The organism is Pseudomonas sp. NY15463 (assembly GCF_048068415.1).
GTDB classification, from domain to species: Bacteria; Pseudomonadota; Gammaproteobacteria; order Pseudomonadales; family Pseudomonadaceae; genus Aquipseudomonas; species Aquipseudomonas mosselii_C.
On the sequence record NZ_JBLUQD010000002.1, the window covers coordinates 134,945 to 159,549 of the forward strand.

Annotated in this window: 24 protein-coding genes, 1 tRNA gene and 1 pseudogene; 12 read left to right on the forward strand and 14 right to left on the reverse strand. The window is 54.2% G+C overall.

Annotation, left to right across the window (positions count from 1 at the left end; genetic code table 11):
• Positions 1-16 precede the first annotated feature (16 nt).
• Positions 17-1,657: a malate dehydrogenase (quinone) gene (gene mqo, locus ACNFIC_RS04785; protein ID WP_138218412.1), complete on the reverse strand. Its 1,641-nt coding sequence runs from the start codon at positions 1,655-1,657 to the stop codon at positions 17-19.
• Positions 1,658-1,971: 314 nt separating this feature from the next.
• On the opposite strand from mqo, the gene ACNFIC_RS04790 reads away from it, so the two are divergent.
• From ACNFIC_RS04790 to ACNFIC_RS04800, 3 genes are all read left to right on the forward strand, one after another.
• Positions 1,972-2,502: a sigma-70 family RNA polymerase sigma factor gene (locus tag ACNFIC_RS04790; RefSeq protein ID WP_416780134.1), complete on the forward strand. Its 531-nt coding sequence runs from the start codon at positions 1,972-1,974 to the stop codon at positions 2,500-2,502.
• Positions 2,503-2,506: 4 nt separating this feature from the next.
• Positions 2,507-3,472, forward strand: coding sequence for a FecR domain-containing protein (locus ACNFIC_RS04795; RefSeq protein WP_416780136.1), 966 nt, complete (start codon positions 2,507-2,509; stop codon positions 3,470-3,472).
• A 189-nt stretch (positions 3,473-3,661) separates the two neighbouring features.
• Positions 3,662-6,094, forward strand: coding sequence for a TonB-dependent siderophore receptor (locus ACNFIC_RS04800; protein WP_416780138.1), 2,433 nt, complete (start codon positions 3,662-3,664; stop codon positions 6,092-6,094).
• A 48-nt stretch (positions 6,095-6,142) separates the two neighbouring features.
• Here the strand turns inward: ACNFIC_RS04800 and ACNFIC_RS04805 are convergent, their stop codons facing one another.
• From ACNFIC_RS04805 to ACNFIC_RS04820, 4 genes are all read right to left on the reverse strand, one after another.
• A complete protein-coding gene (locus ACNFIC_RS04805) occupies positions 6,143-6,298 on the reverse strand; it encodes a hypothetical protein (protein ID WP_416780140.1) in 156 nt (51 codons plus the stop codon).
• A gap of 76 nt (positions 6,299-6,374) precedes the next feature.
• Positions 6,375-7,694, reverse strand: coding sequence for an NAD(P)/FAD-dependent oxidoreductase (locus tag ACNFIC_RS04810; protein ID WP_416780141.1), 1,320 nt, complete (start codon positions 7,692-7,694; stop codon positions 6,375-6,377).
• Positions 7,695-8,044: 350 nt separating this feature from the next.
• On the reverse strand, positions 8,045-8,236 hold the full coding sequence (locus ACNFIC_RS04815) for a DUF4223 family protein (protein WP_138218418.1): 192 nt from the start codon (positions 8,234-8,236) through the stop codon (positions 8,045-8,047).
• Positions 8,237-8,658: 422 nt separating this feature from the next.
• On the reverse strand, positions 8,659-8,844 hold the full coding sequence (locus ACNFIC_RS04820) for a hypothetical protein (RefSeq protein WP_416780645.1): 186 nt from the start codon (positions 8,842-8,844) through the stop codon (positions 8,659-8,661).
• 56 nt (positions 8,845-8,900) lie between these two features.
• On the opposite strand from ACNFIC_RS04820, the pseudogene ACNFIC_RS04825 reads away from it, so the two are divergent.
• A pseudogene (locus ACNFIC_RS04825) lies at positions 8,901-9,863 on the forward strand (IS5 family transposase); the annotation flags it as partial.
• 403 nt (positions 9,864-10,266) lie between these two features.
• On the opposite strand, the gene ACNFIC_RS04830 reads toward ACNFIC_RS04825, so the two are convergent.
• Together ACNFIC_RS04830 and ACNFIC_RS04835 are read right to left on the reverse strand one after the other, a co-directional pair.
• Positions 10,267-11,205 carry a hypothetical protein gene (locus ACNFIC_RS04830; protein ID WP_416780144.1) on the reverse strand — a complete coding sequence of 313 codons (939 nt, stop codon included), beginning with the start codon at positions 11,203-11,205 and terminating at the stop codon, positions 10,267-10,269.
• 184 nt (positions 11,206-11,389) lie between these two features.
• Entirely contained in the window at positions 11,390-12,250 is an 861-nt protein-coding gene (locus ACNFIC_RS04835) for a hypothetical protein (RefSeq protein WP_416780146.1), read from the reverse strand.
• A gap of 337 nt (positions 12,251-12,587) precedes the next feature.
• On the opposite strand from ACNFIC_RS04835, the gene ACNFIC_RS04840 reads away from it, so the two are divergent.
• On the forward strand, positions 12,588-14,063 hold the full coding sequence (locus tag ACNFIC_RS04840) for a tyrosine-type recombinase/integrase (protein ID WP_416780148.1): 1,476 nt from the start codon (positions 12,588-12,590) through the stop codon (positions 14,061-14,063).
• A 261-nt stretch (positions 14,064-14,324) separates the two neighbouring features.
• Complete coding sequence (locus ACNFIC_RS04845) at positions 14,325-14,891, forward strand: hypothetical protein (protein WP_416780149.1); 567 nt, start codon at positions 14,325-14,327, stop codon at positions 14,889-14,891.
• A gap of 492 nt (positions 14,892-15,383) precedes the next feature.
• On the opposite strand, the gene ACNFIC_RS04850 is transcribed toward ACNFIC_RS04845, so the two are convergent.
• Both ACNFIC_RS04850 and ACNFIC_RS04855 read right to left on the reverse strand, forming a co-directional pair.
• Positions 15,384-15,686: a hypothetical protein gene (locus tag ACNFIC_RS04850; protein WP_416780151.1), complete on the reverse strand. Its 303-nt coding sequence runs from the start codon at positions 15,684-15,686 to the stop codon at positions 15,384-15,386.
• Positions 15,687-15,740: 54 nt separating this feature from the next.
• Positions 15,741-16,058, reverse strand: coding sequence for a hypothetical protein (locus ACNFIC_RS04855; protein WP_416780153.1), 318 nt, complete (start codon positions 16,056-16,058; stop codon positions 15,741-15,743).
• Positions 16,059-16,186: 128 nt separating this feature from the next.
• Here ACNFIC_RS04855 and ACNFIC_RS04860 point away from each other — a divergent pair, with 128 nt between their 5' ends.
• From ACNFIC_RS04860 to ACNFIC_RS04885, 6 genes are all read left to right on the forward strand, one after another.
• Positions 16,187-16,408 carry a helix-turn-helix domain-containing protein gene (locus ACNFIC_RS04860; RefSeq protein WP_416780626.1) on the forward strand — a complete coding sequence of 74 codons (222 nt, stop codon included), beginning with the start codon at positions 16,187-16,189 and terminating at the stop codon, positions 16,406-16,408.
• 28 nt (positions 16,409-16,436) lie between these two features.
• Positions 16,437-17,366: a restriction endonuclease gene (locus tag ACNFIC_RS04865; RefSeq protein ID WP_416780155.1), complete on the forward strand. Its 930-nt coding sequence runs from the start codon at positions 16,437-16,439 to the stop codon at positions 17,364-17,366.
• Positions 17,363-18,139: a sensor histidine kinase gene (locus ACNFIC_RS04870; RefSeq protein ID WP_416780157.1), complete on the forward strand. Its 777-nt coding sequence runs from the start codon at positions 17,363-17,365 to the stop codon at positions 18,137-18,139. Before ACNFIC_RS04865 ends, ACNFIC_RS04870 begins: the two co-directional genes overlap by 4 nt.
• Positions 18,136-18,564 carry a response regulator gene (locus tag ACNFIC_RS04875; RefSeq protein WP_416780159.1) on the forward strand — a complete coding sequence of 143 codons (429 nt, stop codon included), beginning with the start codon at positions 18,136-18,138 and terminating at the stop codon, positions 18,562-18,564. The genes ACNFIC_RS04870 and ACNFIC_RS04875 overlap by 4 nt, the downstream gene beginning before the upstream one ends.
• Before the next feature lie 188 nt (positions 18,565-18,752).
• The gene (locus tag ACNFIC_RS04880) at positions 18,753-18,962 is read left to right on the forward strand and encodes a hypothetical protein (RefSeq protein ID WP_416780160.1); all 210 of its coding nucleotides are present in this window, start codon (positions 18,753-18,755) and stop codon (positions 18,960-18,962) included.
• 497 nt (positions 18,963-19,459) lie between these two features.
• Complete coding sequence (locus ACNFIC_RS04885) at positions 19,460-20,035, forward strand: recombinase family protein (protein WP_416780162.1); 576 nt, start codon at positions 19,460-19,462, stop codon at positions 20,033-20,035.
• Positions 20,036-20,430: 395 nt separating this feature from the next.
• Here ACNFIC_RS04885 and ACNFIC_RS04890 read toward each other — a convergent pair whose 3' ends face one another.
• From ACNFIC_RS04890 to purC, 5 genes are all read right to left on the reverse strand, one after another.
• The gene (locus tag ACNFIC_RS04890; protein ID WP_416780164.1) at positions 20,431-21,099 is read right to left on the reverse strand and encodes a hypothetical protein; all 669 of its coding nucleotides are present in this window, start codon (positions 21,097-21,099) and stop codon (positions 20,431-20,433) included.
• A gap of 153 nt (positions 21,100-21,252) precedes the next feature.
• Positions 21,253-22,383, reverse strand: coding sequence for a hypothetical protein (locus ACNFIC_RS04895; RefSeq protein ID WP_416780166.1), 1,131 nt, complete (start codon positions 22,381-22,383; stop codon positions 21,253-21,255).
• Positions 22,384-22,399: 16 nt separating this feature from the next.
• The gene (locus ACNFIC_RS04900; RefSeq protein ID WP_416780167.1) at positions 22,400-23,452 is read right to left on the reverse strand and encodes a DNA-processing protein DprA; all 1,053 of its coding nucleotides are present in this window, start codon (positions 23,450-23,452) and stop codon (positions 22,400-22,402) included.
• 235 nt (positions 23,453-23,687) lie between these two features.
• Positions 23,688-23,777 (reverse strand) — tRNA-Ser (locus ACNFIC_RS04905).
• A 91-nt stretch (positions 23,778-23,868) separates the two neighbouring features.
• Positions 23,869-24,579, reverse strand: a complete 711-nt coding sequence (gene purC, locus ACNFIC_RS04910) for a phosphoribosylaminoimidazolesuccinocarboxamide synthase (RefSeq protein WP_416780169.1) — start codon at positions 24,577-24,579, stop codon at positions 23,869-23,871.
• Between the last annotated feature and the right edge of the window lie 26 nt (positions 24,580-24,605).

Genomic DNA, 24,605 nt, shown 5'->3' on the forward strand with positions numbered 1-24,605 from the left:
GGCACACGCTCAGGCCTTAGAGGGCCATGTCGTTGGCAGGCTTGCTTTCGACAGGCGCTGCGATCGGCGCAACGCTGGTGCCGACGCTCTGGTCGATCACCGGCGGCTTCTCAAGTTGCAATACTTCGGCGGTGTAGTTCCACTCTTTCTGAGTGGCGGCGGCCGAGTCGTTCAACTTGGTGCCATAGCTTGGGATGATCTCCTTGAGCTTGGCTTGCCACTCTGGGGTGGCGACCTTTTCCTTGAACACGGTTTCCAGCACGTTGAGCATGATCGGCGCAGCGGTCGAAGCACCTGGCGAGGCGCCCAGCAGGCCTGCGATGGTGCGGTCTTGCGAGGCCACCACTTCGGTGCCCAGCTTCAGCACGCCGCCCTTCTCGGCATCACGCTTGATGATCTGCACGCGCTGACCGGCCTGCCACAGGCGCCAGTCTTCTTTCTTGGCCTCTGGGAAGTAGGTGCGCAGGGCTTCGAAGCGGTCGTCATCCGACAGCATCAGCTGACCGGCGAGGTATTCCACCAGCGGGTACTGCTCGATACCGACCTTGGTCATCGGCCAGACGTTGTGCATCGTGGTGCTGCTCAGCAGGTCCAGGTACGAGCCGTTCTTCAGGAACTTGGTCGAGAAGGTCGCGAATGGCCCGAACAGGATCACGCGCTTGCCGTCGAGCACGCGGGTGTCCAGGTGCGGAACCGACATGGGTGGCGCACCGGTGGAGGCAATGCCGTAGGCCTTGGCCATGTGCTGCATGGCAACGGTAGGGTTCTCGGTTACCAGGAACGAACCGCCAACCGGGAAACCTGCGTACTCCTTGGCCTCAGGGATGCCCGACTTCTGCAGCAGCTTCAGCGCACCGCCGCCAGCACCGATGAACAGGAACTTGGCGTCGGTGGCGTGCTCGGTGCCATCCTTCAGGTTCTTGTACTCGACGTGCCAGGAGCCGTCTTCGTTGCGGGTGATGTCCTGCACTTCGCTGGACAGCTTGAGGTCGAAGTTCGGCTGGGCCTTCAGGTGGCCGACGAACTGGCGGGTGATCTCGCCGAAGTTCACGTCGGTGCCGATCGGCGTCCAGGTGACCGCCAGTTTCTGATTCGGGTCACGGCCTTGCATCATCAACGGGACCCACTTGGCGATCTGCGCGTGGTCCTCGGAGTACTGCATCGGACGGAACAGCGGGCTCTGCTGCAGGGCGTCGTAACGCTTCTTCAGGAACTTGATGTTGTCATCGCCCCAGACGAAGCTCATGTGCGGGGTGGTGTTGATGAACGAGTGCGGGTTCTTCAGCACGCCCTGGCGCACTTGCCAGGCCCAGAACTGACGAGAGATCTGGAACGACTCGTTGATCTCGATGGCCTTGGTGATGTTGACGTTGCCGTCTTTGTCTTCCGGGGTGTAGTTCAGCTCGGCCAGCGCGGAGTGGCCGGTACCGGCGTTGTTCCAGCCGTTGGAGCTTTCTTCGGCGACGCCGTCCAGGCGCTCGACCATTTCCATCGACCAGCTCGGCTCCAGCTCGTTGAGCCAGACCGCCAGGGTGGAACTCATGATGCCGCCGCCGACCAGCAGCACGTCAACTTTTTTGGTCTCTTCGGCGTGGGCGTGCATGAAGCTCGCCGCAACAGCCAGACCCAGCAAGGTCTTGCCAGCTTTCTTGAACATTGATCGATTCCAGGGTTGTAGAACGGAGTGAGGGCCTGTGGCTGGCCCGGGTGTTCCATGTTCTTCAGCGCGGGCTTTTTGTGATCATTGTTCAGCAGCTAGAGAACCCGAAGACGATCCAGTCTTTCGTCGAATTGACCGACACGCTGAATCGTTTCGCGGCGGATTGTAACCGAATTGCCAGCACAAACAAATTGTGCACGGCCAGGCAAGGCGGCAGGTTGTCTCAGGCCGATTGCAGTATTCGTCGCGCGCCCCTACTATTGCGATCACTTCTCATTTGCACATAAATAGCGCTCGCGCCGGATGCCGCCGTGGTTTCGATACCTGAAGTGAATGCCTCGCTCCACACCCTTTACCACAGCCACTCGCGCTGGCTACTGGGCGTACTGCACCGGCGTCTGGGCTGTCGCTGCGAAGCTGCCGACCTGGTGCAGGACACCTTCGTGCGGCTGGTCCAGCGCCCGCGCAGCTTCGACGGCGCCCGCGGCGAGCGCTCGTACCTAGCCACCATCGCCCGCGGTCTGTGCGTAGACCACTGGCGCCGCCAGCGCTTGGAGCACGCCTGGTTGCAGCAACTGGCGCTGCAACCCGAAGCGGTGCAGCCCTCCCCCGAGCAGCGCGCGATCATCGTCGAGACCCTGCACGAGGTAGACGCCATGCTGCTGCGCCTACCGGCCAAGGTGCGCCAGGCTTTTTTGCTGGCACAGGTCGACGGCCTGGCCTACCGCGACATCGCCGCGCGCATCGGCGTCAGCGAACGGATGATCAAGAAGTACTTGGCCCAAGCCTTCTTGCACTGCGCCATCCTCGAAGCCGAACTCGACGGCGTGCTGGTGGAGTGAGCCGATGAACCTGCCCACGCAGAAACTCAGCCACGCCAGCCTGCAACAGGCCGCGCACTGGTATGTGCAATTGCAGGATGAACCGGTTGCCCCGCAGCTGCGCCAGCAGTGGCAGCACTGGTTCGACCAGCACGGCGAGCACCAGGCCGCCTGGCTGTACATGCAGCGCGTGGGCGAACGCTTCGCCCCGCTGCTGGCCGAAGGCGGCGCTGCCGGGCATGCCCTGCGCGAGCATGAGCCGCACCGCTTCAGCCGCCGCGCGGGGCTCAAGGCCCTGCTGGTGTGCGGCGCCAGCTCGCTGCTTGGCTGGCAGGCCTGGCGCGGTGCGCCGCTGTCGGGCTGGACCGCAGATCTTTCCACCGGCATCGGCGAAAACCGGCAGACCCGCCTGAACGACGGCAGCCAGCTGTGGCTGGGCGCTCAGAGCGCGGTCGACCTGGACTTCTCGGCACTGGCCCGGATGCTGCGCCTGCGCTTTGGCGAAATCCTCGTGGACACCGCGCATGACGCGCAGCGTCCGTTCTTCGTCGACACCGCCCAAGGCCGCATGCAGGCCCTGGGTACGCGCTTCGCGGTGTGCCAGCAAGGCGACAACACGCGCTTGAACGTGTACGCCGGGGCGGTCGAGGTGTGCACTGCACTGGGCGGCGAGCGGCGCATCGTGCAAGCCGGCCAGCAGGTCGACTTCAGCGCCCAGGCCATCGGCGCCAGCGGCCCCGCACAGAGCGCCGGGCAGTCGTGGATCGAGCGGCGCCTGAACGCCGAGGCCATGCCGCTTGCGCAGTTGCTGCAGACCTTGGGCCGCTATCGCCATGGCCACCTGGGCTGGCATCCCTCGGTGGCCGGCTTGTCGGTGATGGGCGCGTTTCCGCTGGACGACACCGACCGCGCGCTGGCGTTGCTGCAAGCGGCGTTGCCGGTGCGGGTGCAGCGCCTGACGCCATGGTGGGTAACCCTGGAACCGGTTTGAACCGGCCCTGCGCGCGCCCTCCTGTAGGAGCGGCCTCACCGGGGCGCCGTCCGGCCGCGAAGGGCCGCAAAGCGGCCCCTGAGGCAAACACCTGAAAAAAAACCGGCTGCACAGTTCCCCTTTTTCAATCTCATTCGGTTTACCCCTGGCAACCCCCATCAACCTGCCGTATCGATTCCAGGGACCCGCATGCCGATGCCTCTCCACCCCTTGCTTCGCCTGGCGCTCACCGCGCCGCTCACCCTTTGCGCCGCCGCGCCGCTGCTGCTGCCGGCCACCCTGGCGCATGCCGAGCAAGCCGCCAGCACCGAGCAGAACTTCGACATCGCCCCCGGCACGCTGGCCGCCGCCCTCAATCAGTTCAGCGGCCAGGCCGGCATCTATCTGGCCGGCAGCAACGAGCTGGCGGCCGGCAAGACCAGCCCAGGCCTGCACGGCCGCTATAGCGTGGCCCAGGGCCTGACGCGCCTGCTCCACGGCAGCGGCCTGCTGGCTGTGCCGCAGGGCAATGCCGGTTATGTCCTGCAACCGGCCGCCGAAGGCAGCGCGTTGCAACTGGATGCCACCGCCATCAGCGCCGCCTTGCTCAATGGCAGTGGCCAGGAAGACACCGGTTATCGCGCGGTGGCGAGCACCACGGCGAGCAAGACCAGCACCGCCCTGGCCGAGACCCCGCGTTCGGTCTCGGTGGTGACGCGCAAACGCATGGACGACCAGCAATCGCAGACCCTCACTGAAGTGCTCGGCTATGTGCCGGGCATCTTTTCGCCGCCGTTCGCCGGAGGTGACGGGCAAGCCGGCGACCTGTTCTTCATCCGCGGCTTCAACGCCACCGACTGGGGCTATGGCCTGTTGCGCGACGGCCTGCGGGTGCAAGGCAACCGCTACGACACCAGCAGCGAACCCTACGGCCTGGAGCGAGTGGAAGTGTTCCGCGGCCCGACCTCGATCCTGTACGGTGAAAACGCCCCCGGCGGCGTGGTCAACCTGGTCAGCAAACGACCCACCGCCGAAGCCCGGGGCGAGGTGCAGCTCAGCTATGGCAGCCACAACCGCCGCCAGTTGGGCGTCGATGTGTCTGGCCCGCTGACCGATGAAGGCAACATCCTCGGGCGCCTTGTGATGATGGGACGCAAGTCCGACACCCAGGTCGAGCATCAACCGGACGACCGTCTATACCTCGCGCCGTCGCTGACCTTGAATTTCGATGACTTCAACAGCCTGACCGTACTGGCCACCTACCAGCGCGACCGCACCTTGATGGAGCTGGGCCACCCGGCTGCCGGCACCTTGCTGCACAACCCCAACGGCAAGATCGACAAGGACCAGCTGTCGGGCAACCCCGACTGGGACAACTTCCAGCGTGAAACCTGGAGCCTGGGCTACGAGTTCAGCCACCGCTTCAACGACACCTGGCAGTTCCGCCAGAACTCGCGCTACATGCAGTCGCGCATCGACCGCCAGGAAACCTGGCCGGGTAGCCTGGAGGACGGTGGTTTCGGCACCTCCATGAATGTCCAGTACTACGACCGCTACAACCGCTCGATCGCCTATTCGCTGGACAACCAGTTCGAAGGCCACTTCGAGCAAGGCGCGATGGAGCATACCGTGCTGGTGGGCGCGAGCCTTGACCGCACCTCGTTCAACCAGGACTGGGACGCAGGTGTCGGCCGCCTCGAAAACGTGTTCGACCCGGTGTGGAGCGGCACGCCGAGTGCGCCGTTCCACGTGCAGAACGCCCTGCTCGAACAGACCCTGTATGGCCTCTACGCGCAGTGGCAGACCAAGGTCGACCAGTGGGTGCTGTTGCTCGGCGGGCGCCTGGACCGCGCCAATAGCCAGTTCCGCAACAAGGCAGGCACTCTGAACCTGCCCGCCGACATGGACAACTGGGACAGCGACTTCACCTGGCAAACCGGCGTGATGTACCAGTTCGAAAACGGCCTGTCGCCGTACTTCAGCTACTCCACCGCCTTTGCCCCGACCCAGCAGACCGAAAGCCAGAACGGCGCGCTCGCCCCGACCACTAGCGAACAGTACGAGGTGGGCGTGAAATACGAGCCCAAGGGCTGGAACACCGCCTTCACCGCCTCGGTGTACGACCTGCGCAAGAAAGACGACGTGGTGTTCGATGCCGGTGACTATCGCCAGATCGGCGCCAGCCGCGCCAAGGGCGTGGAATTGGAGCTAAACAGCGACCTGACCGACAACCTCAACCTGACGGCGGCCTACACCTATACCGACTCGCGTATCACCAAGGATCAGGCAGGTTCGCTGCTCGAAGGCCACCAGATGACCGGCGTGCCGCGCAACCAAGCGTCGGTGTGGAGCACCTATCGCTTTCGTGACGGCTTGCTCAAGGGCTTGCAGCTCGGCACCGGCGTGCGCCACTTCGACAGCACCTTCGCCTACACCCCGATCAGCCTGTACGGCACCTTGGACAGCGGTGACGTGACCCTGGTGGATGCCAAGGTCGGCTACGACATCGACGAAAACTGGTCGGTGGAGATCAATGCGCGCAACCTGTTCGACAAGGAGTACGTGGCCGGTTGCAACAACGCCGGGCGTTGCTACTGGGGTGAAGAGCGCACGCTGCTGGGCACAGTTTCGCTGCGCTGGTAAACCCAGCGCGGGGCTCCTCGCAACAGCGCCGTGCCCCGCGCTGGCGGCTTACAAGGCCGTCGGATTACCGGTGAGGTTGAGCGCACTGAACAGCTTGGGCACGAAGGCGTACACCGCGAACCACGGGATCACCGCGCAGGCCCAGAACATCACCACAAAGAAGATCCGTCTGCCGTAGCCGGCGTGAGCCACGCGACTTCTCATGGCCCAGCCAAGGCCCGTACGCCGGGTCAGCAACTGATGGAAACGGTTGATCTGCACGTCAAGGGGGAGGAAACACTCAGACTTCCAGGCCCGCGCGCAACTGCCCCCACTTCAACACCGAGTTGACGCCAATCGACAGGAACGGTTGCGGCGGGGTCTTGTTGGGGCCGGACGAGGCCAGCAGGAAGTCGATGTGCTCGTTGCGCTGGCCTGCCAGCCAATCGGCCAGCAACTTGCCAGTGGCGGTGCCGCGGGTGATGCCCAGGCCGTTGCAGCACAGTGCGCCATAGACGTGGGGCGCCAGTTGGCCGAAAAAGCCTTCGTGGTTCTCGGACAGGCAGATCGCACCGCTCCAGGTGTATTCGAAATCGACGTTGCCCAGCATCGGGAAGCGCCGTTCGAACGACTTGCGGTGGGTCGGCAGGTGGCGCTGTAGCATGTGGCGCCGTGGACGACCATCGGGGTAGAAGTTGAAGCTGTTGCGAATGAGGATGCGATTGTCGACGGTGCGCCGCACAGTGCTGCCGAACGGGTGCGCCGGGATCACGCCCCAGACGCCTTGACCGCCCAGGCGCGCTTGCTCGTCCTCGTTCAGCTGACGGCTCAGGCTGGCGTACAGGAAGGTCGGCAACAGGCGGCTCTTGAGAAAGCCGAAGTGCGAGGCGAAGCCATTGTTGGCCAGGATCAACTTGTCGGTGACGATGCTGCCGTGGGCGTGTACCAGGGTGATCTTGTCGCCCTGCTCCAGCGCGGTGATGGCGGTGTTCTCGTACAAGCTGACGTTGGCCGGCAGGTTGTCAGCCAGGCCCTTGACCAGCGCCGCCGGCTGCAACAGCAAGGTGCCGGGAATGTGCAGGGCCTTCTTGTAGTAGGCGGTGCCGATGTGCGCAGGCAAGTCCTTGGACTCGATCAGCGTGGAGGCCCGGCCAATCTTTTCAAGGCCTGAGCGGTAGGCTTCAAGAATCGCGATGCCCTTCTCGCCCACGGCGGCCTGGTACTTGCCGGACTCGGACATCTGGCAATCGATGCCGTGCGCGGCCACGATCTCGCGCAGGTAGTCCTGGCCCAAGGTGTTGAGCTTGAGGATCTTCATCGCCGTGGTGACATCACCGATGTAGTCCTTGGCGCCGATGTCATGCGGCACATCAATGGCAAAACCTGCGTTGCGCCCGGACGAACCAAAGCCCACTTCCTGCGCATCGACCAGCACGATTTCCTGATCAGGGAAATTCAGCGCCAACTGCCGGGCGACGGCAAGGCCAGTAAGGCCGGCGCCGATGACGGTCCAACGCGCCCGTTTGTGCCCGGCAAGGGCCGGACGTGGTTGGCGCTGGGCGCTGGTGTGGAACCAGCCCGGACGGGAATCGTCGCCAGGAAGCGATGTGACTTTGTACATGCGTTTACTCCGGTTCTTGTACTTGTGCCGTCAGTACGCGGTGCGGTCAGCCGCGTGCTCGGTCGCAGCCCGGCAAACACCGTGCTCAGTGGCCCACGAACAGATCTGGACAACGCGTGCGCGGGCCTTGAAGTGCGACGCCCGGCCATTCTCCAATCTATGTATACATATTGTCTACTTTTAAAATTACCCCCCCTATCTCGACCTTTCATCCGCCTACCTCAGGCACTACCGCAAACCAGCGCCGAGGCCGTTGCTAAGCCACCCTTGAAAACAAAAACCCCCGGCCACATCCATGGCCGGGGGTCTTGGATCAAGCCGCTAGCGGCCTGATCGGGGTATCGCCAAGATCACTGCTGCTGAGGCAGTTTATCGATCGGGCCGCAGCCACCGATGATCTTGGAGATGGAAACCGCTGGGTGGAACAGGTAGTCGTACGAGCAGTTCTTCGGCTGGTTGTACACTTGGCCAGTGCAACCGGACAGCAGGGCAACACCCGAAACGACAGCAACAGCGACGGTTGCTTTGATCAGCTTTTTCATAAAAATCCTTTAAGTCCTTGATCCGCCAACACAATGATGGCGCAGGAATGATACGAAAAACGGCTTTCGAATCCAAGCCAAGCGTCCTGGCGTGGCGTTTGGCAGAGCCATTAGCGGACGTCGAAACGGCGCAGGGTTGCGGTGGCAACAGCCCGCTAACGGCTACTGCTGCCTAGCGATTCGAACCGGCGCCGCCTCTGGAACAGCCCTACGCCCAACCCGACTGCATAGACCGACAGCAAGCCCACGTCCATTCCAAGAAAGCGGGTCTGGCTTGCCAAAATACAGCCGATGGGGCCTATCACCATCAAAGCGACCCCGAGCCATTTGCGTATTGCGTACGACCGGAGAAAGCGATCGAGCAATACATAGGCCCCAAGCGCCATGGCCAAATGGATAATTTCCGACATATGCGCCTCTGCTCAAGCCTTGATGATCAGACTGGTGATGCTGCGCTGCGGACCAATGCCACCATTGACCTGCGCCTCGATGCTGACGAGCACATCGCCTGCATGGTAGGTGGGCAGGACTTCGTTGGTATACGCGCGAGTAGCAGTGCCTACCACTGCCCCCACAAAGGATTCTCCGATCAAGTCAGCACGGGCCATCTGACCTGTGCTGAAATAGCCCTCCGTCCAACTGCCCTCTACAAGCCCGCCATCCCATAAGCCAGATGAGCTTTTCCGATTTCGAGTACGCCGGTAAGCGAAAGCAAACCCGTCGCGAGCATTTCTTGGCCGAGATGGAGCAGGTGGTTCCGTGGAGCGGGTTGGTGACGTTGGTCGAGCCTCACTACCCAAAGGCTGGCGGTGGCCGCAAACCGTATCCACTGGAAACCATGCTGCAGAACTGCTTCTCGTTGAGTGATCCAACTATGGAGGAGGCGCTGTACGAGATGACGTCGATGCGCCAGTTTGTTCGTCTGACGCTCAGCGCTCCGATCCCCGAAGACACGACGATCATGAATTTTCGACACCTGCTGGAGAAGCATCAGTTGGCGGCGGGCATTCTGGAAATCATCAACAATTACCTGCGAGACAAGGGTCTGTCATTGCGACAGGGCACCATTGTCGACGCCACTATCATCCACGCACCCAGTTCGACCAAGAACAAGGAAGGCAAACGCGATCCCGAGATGCGTCAGACGAAGAAAGGTAACCAATATTTCTTCGGCATGAAGGCACATATCGGTGCCGATGCTGAGTCGGGCCTGGTGCACCACGTCCACGGTACAGCGGCGAATGTGGCCGATGTAACGGAAGTCGCTCATCTGTTGCATGGCGACGAAAATGTTATCTGTGCCGAGGCAGGTTATACCGGCGTGGGGCAGCGGCCGGAGCATGAAAGAAGGCCGGCGATATGGCAGATTGCGGCTCGTCGGAGCACCTATAAACACTTGAGCAAACGAAGCGTGCTCTAAAAGGCCAGACGCAAGATCGTGAAGGTCAAAGCGCAGGTGAGAGCGAAGGTCGAACACCCCTTCCGTGTGATCAAGCGCCAATTCGGCTATGTGAAAACCCGCTTCCGTGGCTTGGCCAAGAACACGGCGCAACTGACCACGCTGTTTACCCTGTCGAATCTGCGGATAGTGCGCCGGCAATTATTACCTGCTGCGGGAGAGGTGCGCCCGTGGGGGCAGAAAACCAAGGCTATGTCTTGGTTTTCCAATAATCAGCGGATGAAAATCGGGCTTTTCGGCATCCCCAAGCCGTCCATTTCCGGCTGATGGGCGACTTGCTCGGAGTTTCCCTAAGCGGCACATCACGACGGCCTTGTCCCAAGCGATCTGTCACAATCGAAAGAATTGATGTACTGATTACAGTCAGGTTTGTATCTTGAACATCTCAAAAAGCGCGACTGACAATCTAATGGTCTAGAGGAAATAGATTTGTGCGGGTAGCAATCTAGGCCTATTACTCCTATTTTCACGAATGTGCAAAGCTGCATGAGACAAAATGTTCAACACAGCTTTAACAAAGATTTCATCTGAAATGCAGATTTAAAATCTCAAGCATGGAGATAAGCAAGCGTCATTTTCTTGGATAAAGAGCCGCACCAACAAGCCTTCTTGTTTCGCTAATAATTTCTTCGCCAGGATTAGTGCCGCCCAGACAGGTCATAAAATCATCAAACATATGATCGAAAGCTAAACTATGAGCCATAATATCACAACCCTTGCTCATTGACTCATGAAGTGCAAATTCATCCGCTGGATCGAGCAATCTCTCCTGCGTCATTTCTCGCTCTTTACCATTAATCGCAAAAAACTCATCTGCGAACGTCGGTAATTGCTCAAGAGGCAGGGAGGCAGACGCTTTTTTCTTTCTCATCGCAGACTTCATCAGAAGTTGTGACTGAAGGTGCGCAAGCTGTATACAGTGCTTAACAAATCCCCCCAGAGAAGCGAACGCCATGGCTAGCTCGTGATCTTGATCAAGCGGTGAATTTAGCGGCATACGATAAGAGTAGTATTCACGCAAAAATCTAAGATTCCCAACAATTTTTTTCGCATTATAACCGAGAACACTGTTGTTTCCGTGAGCATAGTCTGAGTGGAACAAGTTTAATATTTTTGAGTGCGTAATATCATACACATTCTTCGTGGTTTGCTGCGGATCAAGATAGATTACAGACCACATAGCATGAAGAACGGAATAATATCCGAGATAATAAGCTGAGGCCATGACTCCTTGCTTTCTAGCCCGTTGAGACTCGAGGGCAAAATAGGTCGAACTGAAACACAGCTTTAAAGATTGACGAGCCCTCACACTCCAAATTGCCACATCATAATCGGTCCAGGCACTTATAGACTTTTGGTACTTTTCCATCCAGCCATCATGATATTTCTGCCTGGCAGCGTTGGTTTTTAAATTTCTATCCAGATGAAAAAAGTCACAGATATAATCGAAATACTGCGAGAGAGGGATCCACGAGCCCTGAACGTCTGAAGTTTTTTCTTGAAGTGACATCGGCTAAATACTCCTAAACTGCGAGAATAGAAAATAGGCCCACCATTTGTACACTTGGAAATACTGGATTGCGAGGTGCGTGCGTTAGACCAACTATCATTCGGCGTTGATGTACGCAAGTGAACGTTACTTGACGCGTTTTCGTGGGGGACTACATCCAGAATTCTCTAGCGCTTGATGACAATTACTGCCGCGGGGAATTTCTCGCCCTTTCAATAAAGGATTCCAACCCTTCAAGCGTGAATCCAGGGGCGGGAAGTTTCTCAAACGCCTCGGAACTCCCTTTCGTAAACTTCATACTCTTTGCCCCCTTAGCAGCAAACTTTTCATCCAAGGCACTCCCCACCAACTCCAAGGCTGAATTAATACTCTCTATCGCCTCATCAAGAACCAATAAAAGATTTTCAGTGCACATATATAAAGCAATCACCCGACCAGGCTCTAGAGCTCTAACTAGAACGCCAAATGGAAATTCCTGCTCAGAGGCCAGAGCGAGAGTATCAAGCTTATTCCGAAATTGATACAAAGCTTTATTCCGTTCTTTGAAGTTTTCAAAACAAGCAAAGTAACGCTGATCGCTTAACAAAATTTCTTGAATAGCATCAGCCGCACCCGCATCAGCAAGTACGTTAAGAATCCTACTATCGACACGCTCTTGTATTCCAGCAGATTCAGGAAGCGGGCCTATATGAACAAATCTAACTTTGTCATCAGCGTACGGCAGTATCGAAGTCTTTTTAACTGAAGCAAGCTCAGTCAACTTGGTTACTAGCTGCATTTTCACCAAGCGCAAAACATTTAGTGTCTCTTTGAATTCCTTCTCAGCTTCATTACTTTGTTGAAACTTATAGGCAGCAAGCGCACCCAATCCCGCACCACCAAGACCAGTAAAAACTGGCCCCAGCACGTCCTTCAAATAAGCTACTAACGCCTGGTCCACCGAATTGGAAAATGGCGGATAGAAAGCGAAACCCCAAAGTGCGAACTGAAACGAGATAAAAATCCCCGAAAGCAGCCCAACGCCGAAATCATTCCACCTGACCATCTACACCGCACCCGCCATCGACCGAGCTTTCCTTATGCACTCCATCACCCCTTAAGAAACGATCCATCTGCCTGGACTACCCAGGTCTGAAGCGGTCTATCATGGCCAAATTGTGCCCTAAACTTGCCCTAACCGTATGCCCGGAAACGAAAAAACCCCCGAAAACGTCAACGTTTTCGGGGGCTTTGACTACTTCTGTAATGGCGGAGAGATAGGGACTCACCACACACTACCACCAAGCCCTTTTAACCCGTACCTGATGGGCTTTCAGCTTCAATAGTGGTACAAATCAGTAGTACAATTCACTGTATACCTCTCTTCCCACAGCGACACCTCCATGCCTGACAATTTGATCCAGAAGAAGGGCGAATCGACGTGGTACGTCCGTCTCGCCGTACCTGCTGACGTGCAGAACGCCATGGGCGGGGCGAAAGTCCTGATCCAGTCGCTGAAAACTGGCCTTCGCTCCGAAGCGATGGTTCGACGCCTCTCTGTTCTCGCTGGGTGGAAGTCCCAAATCAAGGCCGCACGCGACAAGCGAAGCAATCGTGGTGATGGCTGGAAGGAGCGTATTGCAGAGGATGCACAGGACTTTAGCCAAATCATCCGCCAACTCAAAATTGATACGGCACTAGGCGAGTCAAAAGTAACGCCGCTCGACATTGATCCAGCAGACCTAGAAGAGTTTCGCCGATTTGTGTTCAACGATTCTGAAAGCGGCCTACGTCGCCAGGCAGCAGCAGAAGCAGCTTATGCGAAGCAGGGGCTGGACAGGGAATTGGCAATCAACGACCTCGCTCACAATGCGCTGATCGAAACCTTGGGCGACCTCATTGCTCACAAAAACGACTTCTCGGCTGAGGAAAAGGAAGAGATGCAAGCCATCTTCACTGAGCCTACTGCCTACAAGGTCAAGTCACCGATCACTAAGCAACGCATCGCAAACTTCCGCCAGTATCGAGAAACTCGGAATGTCGCCACCAAGACGATTGATCAGCAGCAGTCGAAGCTTGAGAAGTTATCGGCGTATCTCGCCAAAGAGAGTCGCCAACTCGATTTCGACGCTGTTTCGGCATGGCTCGACTCCCTAAAACTGGCGAGCAAGACCCTTGCCCAATACTTGTTGGCCGGTAACGTGTTCTGGAAATGGGCAATGAAGCATGACGCTCGTTGGCGAGACGATTTCAAAGACAAGGCCAACCCGTTCGAAAACCATGAGCTGCCGCAGACACGGGGCAAGGAACGTGCGGACCGCCAAAGGAAGGACTTCCAACCAAGCGAAATTGCCGCGTTGCATGACGCAGCTCTGAACACCGGGCTTACATCTCTGGCTGACTTGATCCTGCTCGGTGCATATACCGGCGCCAGGATTGAGGAGCTTTGCCAGTTGAGGACTGAGCACCTGATCAATCCAGATGGTATCGACTGTTTTGATATCGTGGACTCCAAGACCGCAGCAGGTATCCGAGTCGTGCCCATCCACCCTGCTCTCAGAGCCGTTGTGGAGCGTTTGAGGACCGACTCGAAGGACGGTTACCTGATCCCCTCGGACAGTAGGAACAAGTACGGTATACGTTCTGACGCGCTCTCAAAGGCGTTCGGCAGACTCAAAGAGGCTCAGGGTTACGGCCCCCAACACGTATTCCACTCCATCCGTAAAACTGTCATTACTCAGTTGGTCAGAGCAGGCGTGCAAGGAACGTTGATTGCCGAACTGGTAGGCCATGAAACCGGAACGGTGACATTTGACGTTTACTCACAAGGCGCTTCATCCGTACAAAAGCTGGAGGCCATTTCCAAACTGGTGCTCTGACAGGAAAACGAATAGAACACCAGGACAGGCCTAGCCACATCCGCACAGAAATTGCAACCAGTTATTGACAGAAGAGAGAGTACTGTGCGAATATACAACCCTGCCCAGTAAGCAGACATACAACTTCGAAGCCTCCACCGCAACCACTGCTCATCCAGTGCCTTGTATGGGGGCTTCTTATTGTCTGGGATTTACCAAACCAACCCGGCTACTACGCCGAAGGACGTGAACCACATCTGAACTGACCATAGGAGATCACTCATGCACGACGAAATTCCCCTCTTTCTACAATTCCCCCCAAACACCATCGGTGCCAACCAAGACCCAAAGCCAAAGGCCAAGCGCGGCCCCAAGCCCAAGGTGACGCACAACCCCATTGCTCACTTGATCCGAATGGCAGTTGCCAACAACATGTCCTTCGTCGATGACGCGGTGATGGCTGGAGTTTACATCGCGGTAGGCGACAGCAACGGTACGTTGAACGTACGTCCACGCCATCTTAAAGAAGTGATTTGTCTGGACATCATTTCTACGGCTGAAATCCTGCCTCGATTTTTAAGCAATACTGCTGAGCCCATCTCAGAGCGTACAGCCCAGTATTTAGCCGCAGGAGGTCGAGTTGCCCTTGGTAGTATCGAGCGTTACCTTCACCAGCACCCACACTTGAAAACTCGACTACAGACTCAGTCGGACAGGCAACAACGCGTCCATGGCGAATACGGGCATCCTGAATGTGATTACAGCTTGGATAGCAGCTTCGTGAGAAGCCTATTGGCTGAGTGGGAGAATTCGTACTGGGAAGAAGGTGAGGAAGACGATGCTACTTGAATTACCGCAGGATATAGATAAGGAGCAGGTGTACTCACACCACCTCCTGAATTACCGCAGGATATTAGTTAGATACGCTGTGTCGCACTCTCAAAGGCCACCCCAGACCGACAGGTCTAAGCTTGATACACCTCGACCGAAGGTCATGGCGTACTGACCTCAAGTGTTACTGGGGAATATAACTGATGAATATCAATTCCCCAGAAAATGAAAGGATTTATCCTGTATCGGTGCGACACGGGGTATCCACTCCAACTCCGTTGGTTCTCTCTGCACCGTACAGACAAGAGCGGCAAGCTCATCTGGTTTGGTTTCTATTGGTTGTTGTTGATCTGGGGTATCCCTCTGTACTGCCGTACAGGGTGCATCATTTTCATAAGTGCATCGTTTGACCGATAGGTCAACAGCAGCCTCACCAATAGTGCGTGGACTGCTGAGAACTAGCCGCTTTCAGTGCGAACGACCTAGTGGAGGTGGGATGGTATTGAGTCTTTATGGCTTGTTACCTGAAATCACATCCAGCCAGCCCGGAGTCTTTTCCTCAGGTGTATGGCTTGGTCCTTTTTGAGCAGAAGAACCATGACCACTGGCGGCATCTGCAATCACCGTGAGTTTGTCGTGCATCGACACCAGTAAGAACCAGATGCCCGAACCAAAGCAGCTGACCAGAAAGCCCAGTATTGCACCAATCAGCCAATGGCCTATCTCTGAACCCAGAATGGCGCCAATGACGACGCCAGACAAAATACTTAACCATGCGAAGAAGCTGACTACCTTGATAACAAGATGCTTCATTTTGAGTCCCTTCAAGCTACCGTACTGTGAATATGGCACGAACACCCAAACGCCTCAACGAAGCCAACCATCCGCAGTGAAAGCCGTCTTGCCGCTCGGCAGTTGGATCAGTGCAGAGTCACCAATGAATTTGGCCTCCTCGATGTAGCTGACCTTAGTGGCATTCGAAACCGTCCTGCACTTGCCGGAGCCGACCAGGCGTTCAGCCGCCTCCTCATCCTGATCAAGCGAAGCCTCCACCATATCCCTCCAGTCACCACCCTTGAAGCAAACCATCGAACCAGCAACCAAGGTCTTCTTAGGGTAGGTTTCTGCCATCGCGGCAGATGCAATCAGCGGCAGCAGGCAAAGCATTCGAGTAGCAGCTTTCATTGAGCATTCCTAGGTGAGCACTTCCTGACAGAAGCGCCATGATGACACCTTTGGATGAAAAATGTAACGATTGGTGTGTCAGCATTTGGTGTGTTCACGATTGGGCTTCACCTCCCCATCATTCACCGATGCAGACAAACCAGACCCTCAGAACAGCTTTCGGCCAACGAGTTCGCGACTTACGCAAAGAACAGGGCATTAGCCAAGAAGCCTTTGCCGACAGGTGCGGTGTGATGCGCACTTATATGTCTCGCATTGAGACGGGTACGGCCAACCCTAGCCTTGAGGCTGCAAAGGTTCTAGCTGATGCTCTTGGGATGACGTTGTCAGATTTGCTAGAAGGGCTGTAGAGGACGATGTTTATCAAGGAAAAACAGCATGGCATCCAGAGCAACCAAAACTTCCACACTAAAAAGCATTACCCCTACAGAATTTGAAAATTTAGTTTTCGACTTGATGATTGCACGAGGAATGAGCAACGTCACATGGCGAACGCCAGGAGCAGACGGCGGTCGCGATATTGAAGGCATAGTAATACAGAACGATTTTTCCTTGACTCAGACCACTGAAAAATGGTTCGTAGAATGTAAACGTTACAAAGGGTCAGTTGACTGGCCCACCGTTTGGAGCAAAATTGCTTATGCAGACTCCAATCAGGCTGATGTGCTGCTTATGTGCATCTCATCTCAATTTACTCCCGCAGCCATTACCCAGGTGGATAACTGGAACGCACAACGCAGGAAACCGCTAATCAGACTCTGGCCAAGTAATCAAATCCAAATATTGTTGGAGCAACATACAGATATCGCTATGAAGTACGGACTATTAAATTCGTACAAAAACCCCTCAGGCTCAATCCTCCAACTATCACTTGCCCTCTCGAAAGCTGTGGGCTCGCACTACTCAAAGATGGTATTCAAAGACTTACCACAGGATGCCATGCTTAATGCCGCAAATAGTTTAGCCCAGCTTCTACAAGCACGAATGGAGGATATTGAACGAGAGGGGCGCTTCAAACCATTATTCTTTGACGCAAGTAGAATCAGCATCCAAGATGTGCATATGGATGCTGGTCGCTACAACATCGACGAAATGGCATTCACAGCTTTTATTGCATACATATCGGCATTACAAAAAAGCCAATACACTGTAAATAGGATTAGCAGCGATAGCTGTGAAATCATCGCAAGCGACCCCATCGAAGAAATAACTAAACGGTACAAAAGTACGCTAGATGCAATCGCCCTTTGGGGGGATTTTGAATATAAATCTAACTCCCATACCATTTCGCTAAGGCAACGATCATGACCGAAGAGCCTAATAAAACCGTCGATAACGAGTCTATCGAAAGCCAATCCAAAGACGTCGGGTTGCTGTTTCTAGCAAATTTTGTCCATCAAGTCGTTAACCCTCTAAACGGGGTAATAGGAACACTACACAACATTACTGACGATGTTTATGGCCCTGCCGTTGTAAAACAAAAAATCAATGCCTCCCGAGCGCAGCTAGAACAGTGTGTCACACTAATACGCAACCTAGCTTATCTCTCCGATTTCTTTTTTGAAACGTCTGAAAAAACCGTTCTACGCAACACCCGCGAAGGCGCCACCAGCATACTCCCTCAAACAATAATTGAGTCACTTCAGTTTTTTCAGGTTTCAGCAGACAAAAAGAAAATACGATTTGAACTCACAGACCCAATCACTCAATACAGAATCAGTGCCCGCCCAGAGCTGCTAAAGCAAATATTCCTTAATCTTTTTGATAACTGGCTAAAATACGGAAAACGAGACCAAATTATTGAAATCACTCCCACTGTAAACAAAAAGAATGATTTAGTGGTATCGATTTCCGGGGCCAGCATTGGATTTGATAATGCGGATGCTGATCGAATTTTTGAAATGGGTTACCGAAGTAAAGAAGCGGAAGGAAAAGTTGCACAGGGCTCAGGAATCGGTCTATTTATATGCAGGGAAATTGCAGAAAAAGTACTTGGCGGGGGCATCAAAGCAGTTCATTCCTCAAAAAATAATAATACCACTTTCACTTTAGTAATTCCACCAAGGATTTGGAAAATATGATCATACCAACCAAGACTAGCAATAATGAAATATTCATCTTAGATGATGAGCCAGAGCACATCGAATGGTTGGTCGAATATTTAGAAGCAAAGGGATTATCTGTAACACTTGCCACGAACGCAGAAGAGGCAATTGAACTTGTTAACATAAACTTTTATAAAGGCTATATTCTGGATTTGAACATCCCCCTCGGCACATGGCAGCCAAACATGCAAAAAACCAACACCACATATGAAAAATACAAAGGATTGTATATCGCAAAATACATACGAAGCCAAGGGGTAGCTAGCCGCAATGTGATTGCTTACTCCGCTCACACCAACACAGAAATCAAGACAGAGGCTGACTTACTCTATATTGAGTTCGTTGCAAAGGGTAGAGCATACGAGTTCAAGCAAGCAATCAAATCGATGATTTCTGGCTAAGGAGAGTTATTGCCAATCTCCCAGCTACCGCCATTGCTGCTATAAAGGCGTGTTCTTCAATTACAAAGCGATATTCTATTAGCTACTCGCACGGTTCTACAACGCACGCTACCCTAATGATATCGCTTCAGACTTCCCCTTTAACAACTCTGGTCAATACGAACACCCCCCCTAGATAGGAGAGACTTATGAACAAAGGACATTCAATCACCGCTGACACCCTGGAACTACTCTTACTCAACCAGCAAGCCCTACGTGCTGGCCTTGAGGAACTGTCGCTATGGATCAGTCAACGTGGATCAACCAACGTGCATGACAACATGCTGAGCATCCTTACCACCCTCGACACCAACGCTGAAGCCATCGCCTCAGGAGTCGAATCTCTTCGCTCTATGTAATGTGCGACACATTCAAAGCACCAGATACAGTTACCGAATAGTCGTAGAAAAACTGTTCAAAAACCGTACAGAAACCAATTCGAAACCTCCTTATCTGCCCCGGTCTGGAGACACTGCCCCACCCACCCCGAGTCCTTGCACCCTTGATTTCATTGGCCTGCGGCTAGTCAGGTGAAGAGCGAACGCTGGAGTAACCCGTTTTTGCTAAGCAAGGCGCTTTCTATTTCTCAATTTCTCAAAACCCTCATCAAGGCTTTCGAACCAACCGCCACGCTGCTCGGAAAAACAGAGCCGTCACCTTTCCTCTCGTTCAGCTCTTCCGTTAACGGTATGGGGCGACCTTGCACTGCGTGTATGTGTGCAATAGATCAGGGTCTAGGGCATACATCCAGTGCATACAGAAATGTTTGAAAATTCGTGTGCATTAGGGTTGACTCAGGTAATGCACACAGACACAATGGACACCTCTAGAGGCAAAAGCACACAAGGACACGCACATGGCTAACATCGGTTACATCCGGGTATCTACAGCAGATCAAAACACTGATCGTCAGCTTGATGGCATCACCTTGGACAAACGGTTTGAGGACAAGCTGTCAGGGAGCACCACTGATCGTCCTCAGTTGCTCGCCATGATTGAATGGGTGCGAGAAGGCGACGTAGTACACGTTCACTCTATTGACCGCCTGGCCCGCTCCATGTCCGACCTGCTAAAGATCGTTGCCGATCTGAATGCCAAGCGTGTGGCTGTACGCTTCCACAAAGAGGACATGACATTTACAGGTGAAGACTCACCAATGCAGAAACTCATGCTGAACATGATGGGCAGCTTTGCCCAGTTTGAACGGGAAGTGATGAAGGAGCGCCAGCGTGAAGGCATCGCCAAGGCCAAGGAGAAAGGCGTCTACAAAGGACGAGCCAAGACAGTTGATGATGCTGCAATCCTCGCCCTGCTGACAGAAGGCAAGACTGTACGTGCTGTAGCCGCTGAGCTGGGCATCAACCCCTCGACCGTCCAACGTGCGAAGAAGGCAGCTACATACGAGCAGGCATTCTCAAACACCCCCGTCTAGGAGGGTGTGTATCTATTCCGAGATGAGAGGTTAATCCGCCTGTAAGCCAGGTCTTCCGGGGGTTCCAACCTGCAATGCTATGCACACCACATCCGAACACCACTCTACCAGTGCGAACAGCTAGTCTGTCGGCCGCCACTCAAGCCGCCACAGCTTGCCCATCCTACAGACGTGCTCAGAGTTATTTCTGGTTCCGCTTGAACCTTTATATCTGACGCCGGATTTCGTGGTTTAACAACGCTAGCTTTCACGCCAGATTTTCAGGAGCACGCTTCTGGCTGCTCGCCAGTAGCTCCACGCCAATTATGCACAGCCACACACCCAACTTATATTTTCCAGCCTGAAACCAAAGACAAGCCCAAGGTGCTCACCTCTCGCGGCGCGGGGCTGGGAAATCAGTAAGAATTGCTTCCTACAAGGATTTTGCTATAGAACATTTCTCCAAATGGAGTTGTACCTATGGAGAAAGGCATATTGGTAGTGTGGCCGTTGATGTTTATCTTATAACCAACCTCAAGCAATCCATAGTTCGCCAGAATGTTAGCCGCTGGTAGATCAACACCTATCATCCCCTTGAATTGGTAACATTGCTTTAGCTGTTGCTGTAGGTATGGGTTCATGATTTTGATTGTGTGAGCATAAATATCGAAAGAATACTTGCTTATCGTACCAAGAGTCAGGAGAGCAAAGGCTCGCCCAAGCATTGCAGCAAGCTTAGGATGATCCAGCTTGTCTAAGATCATCAATGCCACTTCACCTACGTTCTCTATCCCAGCGTCATCAGCACAGTTCTCATCTAGAAACTCAATGCGCTTTTGGTTAGGCACCTTGTCAATTTCAGCGAGGAAGGCAAGCATGTTCTTGGCAAAGAAGTACGCAGACACCTTGTTGCCCATCTTGTACAAGCTGACAGCGATGTTAAGGATAGGGATATCTTTCAAGACACCATCAATCCCGAAATCCTCTAGTACAGAGTCTACGGCCACCTCTCCACCATCCTTGAAAAGCTCTAGTGCTTGATCGCTGTTCTTGATTGTAGTGAGGAAGTTTCTAACGGTACCCATGAGACTCTCCGTTGCCAGGATAGAAGGCATCAGCAGCGAGATTGATTGTCCCATTGCCTGGTAGAATCAAACCCCAAAACCCTGTGTATTCAGCCATGACAACGAAAGGCAATAAACCCACCCACACAAAATCAGCGTAGACAGTCTTCAGCATCAGGATATTATCGCTTGGAGCACAGACTGAGCATTAGCGTCGGCAGTACCATCGAATCCCTCCACAGACACCACACGATAGCCCGCACTATCAACAGCTTTAAACGGATCACTTGAAATCTCAATAGTGGTATGATTCAAGCGATTACCGAATTTCCCAAGAGCAATACCAACCACATGACTTGCACCGGCCGCGTACAAAAATGCAGCCGCAACAGCAAACGAAACCCCGTAAGTTGTACAGTCATCAATAACTAATACATTCCGCCCTTTAATCTGACTGCGATATTCGGGATTCAGATGCAAGGTTTCTATCTGATTTCCTGGATCGGTTCGATCCCCACCGAAAGAGGTCGAGCGCTTCACTGAGTTAGAGTGCCGAATGAATAATGGCTGGCCTCTCTTTGCAAAATGCACATTAGATGCTGACGTTCTGAGCCTTTGCACGAAATCACTTAAGACCTCAGTGTCATCATTAGCACTCGACGAGGAAGGATAACACCCCCAGAACAGCTTCCCAGTTAGCACTCTATCGATCATCATTGAGCGGCATGTCACGGCCAGTAACGCAACGAGCCTTGCACCGCCATTCTTGGCCGTATTGGTTACCTTCCTAGCAAATATCGCCTGATCATCACTTACATACTTACTGGAAAGATCGACCAAAGCACGAACCTCATAAGAAGGTCCTTTGCCTGAGTACCACCAGTTTCCTGTCCAACCCTTTGTCACATCAATGACTTCTCGAAGCTGATCAACTGAATCAACTTTCATGCCCAATTCGACTACCCGCCTATCAGTAGACCACGCTCCCGCAATCAAGATGGCTCCGCCTGTTTTAGCCATTTGCATATCGATTACGTTTACAGCCAATACCATAACATCATGAGACTGTATTCCAAGAGCTTGTGAAATATCTCTGATTGGCTGACCGCCTTGTCTCCCGTTAGCCTGAACGTACTCTATTCCATTCTGCTTTAGCTGATATACCACACCATCAGACACTCCCCTGTTCGTTACGACATATACAGGTGTACCTTGATTGCGTATAGCTGCAAGCGTGCTCAGTGTCTGCACAGATACACCGGTACGATCGTAAATAGCTTCAGGCGAAACGACTAATGCGAGCATCCTTGTTCTCCCCTCATCAAATCAGCGGTAATTGACCAGACGCAGAGGGCTGAGGTTTATCAGCCTCCTCTTGAAGACCTTCATTATCAACCGCACCAATAGCATCTAACAAAGCACCCGTCTCTTCCAGAGCGCTTTCCTCAGCCAACAGATCACTATCAGACAGCGTTGCAATAATATTGCGTAGCGTATCGCTTTGACGAGGCAGCTCGAAAGCCATACCGCTGCACTCATCCTGAATAAACGTTCGCTCAGAGGTATCCTGATTGTGATATGGCAGCGACACCGCGAAAACTCTCTTACCATACGACTTGGCATAGCGAACAGTGTGTGCTGTCCCGCTTTTCAATCTCCACTCTACAGGAATCAGCACGTCCGATAGAGCCGCTTGAATTCGATTCCTCCGAACAAAGTTCTCTGCACTGTAGCTCTGATGCGGGAGGTACTCGCTAACTATAGTGCCACCCAAACTCAAAATCTTGTCACGTAACTGATCTGAGTTCCTGGGGTAGTTCTCAAGAATACCAGTCCCGAGAACTGCAATTGTTGGGATATTACAATTTAAGGACTCAATATGTGCAGTCTGATCTATTCCCAGCGCTAGCCCGCTCACAGTCGCTAGCTTTACGCCGTGAAGTGCAGCCACAACCATACGAGTAAGGAAAATTCCATCCTCTGAAGGTTCTCGTGTTCCAACGACACCAACAGTTGCCCGGTAGAGATTGTCTATCGCACCTTGCACGAACAACCACGATGGCCCATCGGCAATATCACGCAAACGCTGAGGAAAGTCAGGCTCTCCCTTGAAAACGAGTATAACGTTCATCGCGGCAAGCTGACGTGCCACAGACAACCCCTGCCGCCATACGAATTCAATAGGGTCATCCGTGCCCTGGGAAATCGCAGCGACAGACTTTTCAATACCGAACTTCGCTGGTTCACGCAAGACATCCTTGAAACTGATGCTTGCGACAGACCATTTATGTAAAGTCCAATACCCGATGCCCTTCAATTGACTCAGCGCCAGGAACGCGACCCGTTCAGATCGCCAGTAATCCTTATCATCCATGTGTGGGCAAGCCTTCAATGCTGAAGCCGTTACGATCTAGGATTGGTCGGGCAAACACCACTATCAAACAACCTAAGATTTGTCACACGGCGTGGGTGCTACATGGGTTGTCACATCATTCTGCCACAGGGAAGGCAAAGCCCCAACAGCAGCACCTGAGAGTAGTACAACTGAGTAGTACAATCCAGAAACGAAAAACCCCCGCAGACCTTAATCTACGGGGGTTCTCGATATATGGCGGAGAGATAGGGATTTGAACCCTAGGTACTGTTGCCAGTACAACGGATTTCGAATCCGTCCCGTTCGACCACTCCGGCATCTCTCCAGTGGCGCGAATCATACCAGCGTTTACGCTTTTAGCAAACTTTTTTTGAAAAAAATTCGCGTGGTATCAGACGCTTGCGTGAACGTACCGCTTACAGCGGTACGCCCAGGCGCTTGGCAACTTCTTCGTAGGCTTCGATCACATCGCCCAGGCCCTGACGGAAGCGGTCCTTGTCCATCTTCTTACGGGTTTCCTTGTCCCACAGGCGGCAACCGTCCGGGCTGAACTCGTCACCCAGTACGATCTGGCCATGGAACACGCCAAACTCCAGCTTGAAGTCAACCAGCAGCAGGCCGGCGTCATCGAACAGCTTGCTCAGCACTTCGTTGACCTTCAGCGACAGCTTCTTCATTTCGGCCAACTGCTCGGCGGTACCCCAGCCGAACGCAACGACATGCGATTCGTTGATGAAGGGGTCGCCCTTCTCGTCGTTCTTCAGGAACAGCTCGAAGGTCGACGGCGAAAGCTGGATGCCTTCCTCGACGCCCAGGCGCTTGACCAGGCTGCCAGCTGCGTAGTTACGCACCACGCACTCGACCGGGATCATGTCGAGCTTCTTCACCAGGCACTCGTTGTCGCCCAGCAGCTTGTCGAACTGGGTCGGCACACCGGCTTCTTCGAGTTTCTGCATGATGAAGGCGTTGAACTTGTTGTTCACCATGCCTTTACGGTCGAGCTGTTCGATACGCTTGCCGTCGAACGCCGAGGTGTCGTTGCGGAACAAGAGGATCAGGCGGTCGGCGTCGTCGGTCTTGTAAACCGATTTGGCCTTGCCGCGGTAGAGTTCGTCGCGTTTTTCCATGATGGGCTCCGCTTGCTGAGTTGGTG

Coding starts and splice junctions, on each gene's coding strand:
- ACNFIC_RS04900 (WP_416780167.1), bottom strand. CDS start 23,452: ATGGATGATAAGGATTACTGGCGATCTGAACGGGTCGCGTTCCTGGCG.
- ACNFIC_RS04810 (WP_416780141.1), bottom strand. CDS start 7,694: ATGTACAAAGTCACATCGCTTCCTGGCGACGATTCCCGTCCGGGCTGG.
- ACNFIC_RS04875 (WP_416780159.1), top strand. CDS start 18,136: ATGATCATACCAACCAAGACTAGCAATAATGAAATATTCATCTTAGAT.
- ACNFIC_RS04895 (WP_416780166.1), bottom strand. CDS start 22,383: ATGCTCGCATTAGTCGTTTCGCCTGAAGCTATTTACGATCGTACCGGT.
- ACNFIC_RS04800 (WP_416780138.1), top strand. CDS start 3,662: ATGCCGATGCCTCTCCACCCCTTGCTTCGCCTGGCGCTCACCGCGCCG.
- ACNFIC_RS04850 (WP_416780151.1), bottom strand. CDS start 15,686: ATGAAGCATCTTGTTATCAAGGTAGTCAGCTTCTTCGCATGGTTAAGT.
- ACNFIC_RS04870 (WP_416780157.1), top strand. CDS start 17,363: ATGACCGAAGAGCCTAATAAAACCGTCGATAACGAGTCTATCGAAAGC.
- ACNFIC_RS04830 (WP_416780144.1), bottom strand. CDS start 11,205: ATGTCACTTCAAGAAAAAACTTCAGACGTTCAGGGCTCGTGGATCCCT.
- ACNFIC_RS04795 (WP_416780136.1), top strand. CDS start 2,507: ATGAACCTGCCCACGCAGAAACTCAGCCACGCCAGCCTGCAACAGGCC.
- ACNFIC_RS04885 (WP_416780162.1), top strand. CDS start 19,460: ATGGCTAACATCGGTTACATCCGGGTATCTACAGCAGATCAAAACACT.
- ACNFIC_RS04880 (WP_416780160.1), top strand. CDS start 18,753: ATGAACAAAGGACATTCAATCACCGCTGACACCCTGGAACTACTCTTA.
- ACNFIC_RS04855 (WP_416780153.1), bottom strand. CDS start 16,058: ATGAAAGCTGCTACTCGAATGCTTTGCCTGCTGCCGCTGATTGCATCT.
- ACNFIC_RS04805 (WP_416780140.1), bottom strand. CDS start 6,298: ATGAGAAGTCGCGTGGCTCACGCCGGCTACGGCAGACGGATCTTCTTT.
- ACNFIC_RS04860 (WP_416780626.1), top strand. CDS start 16,187: ATGCAGACAAACCAGACCCTCAGAACAGCTTTCGGCCAACGAGTTCGC.
- ACNFIC_RS04890 (WP_416780164.1), bottom strand. CDS start 21,099: ATGGGTACCGTTAGAAACTTCCTCACTACAATCAAGAACAGCGATCAA.
- ACNFIC_RS04835 (WP_416780146.1), bottom strand. CDS start 12,250: ATGGTCAGGTGGAATGATTTCGGCGTTGGGCTGCTTTCGGGGATTTTT.
- ACNFIC_RS04865 (WP_416780155.1), top strand. CDS start 16,437: ATGGCATCCAGAGCAACCAAAACTTCCACACTAAAAAGCATTACCCCT.
- ACNFIC_RS04820 (WP_416780645.1), bottom strand. CDS start 8,844: ATGGCCCGTGCTGACTTGATCGGAGAATCCTTTGTGGGGGCAGTGGTA.
- purC (WP_416780169.1), bottom strand. CDS start 24,579: ATGGAAAAACGCGACGAACTCTACCGCGGCAAGGCCAAATCGGTTTAC.
- ACNFIC_RS04840 (WP_416780148.1), top strand. CDS start 12,588: ATGCCTGACAATTTGATCCAGAAGAAGGGCGAATCGACGTGGTACGTC.
- mqo (WP_138218412.1), bottom strand. CDS start 1,657: ATGTTCAAGAAAGCTGGCAAGACCTTGCTGGGTCTGGCTGTTGCGGCG.
- ACNFIC_RS04815 (WP_138218418.1), bottom strand. CDS start 8,236: ATGAAAAAGCTGATCAAAGCAACCGTCGCTGTTGCTGTCGTTTCGGGT.
- ACNFIC_RS04845 (WP_416780149.1), top strand. CDS start 14,325: ATGCACGACGAAATTCCCCTCTTTCTACAATTCCCCCCAAACACCATC.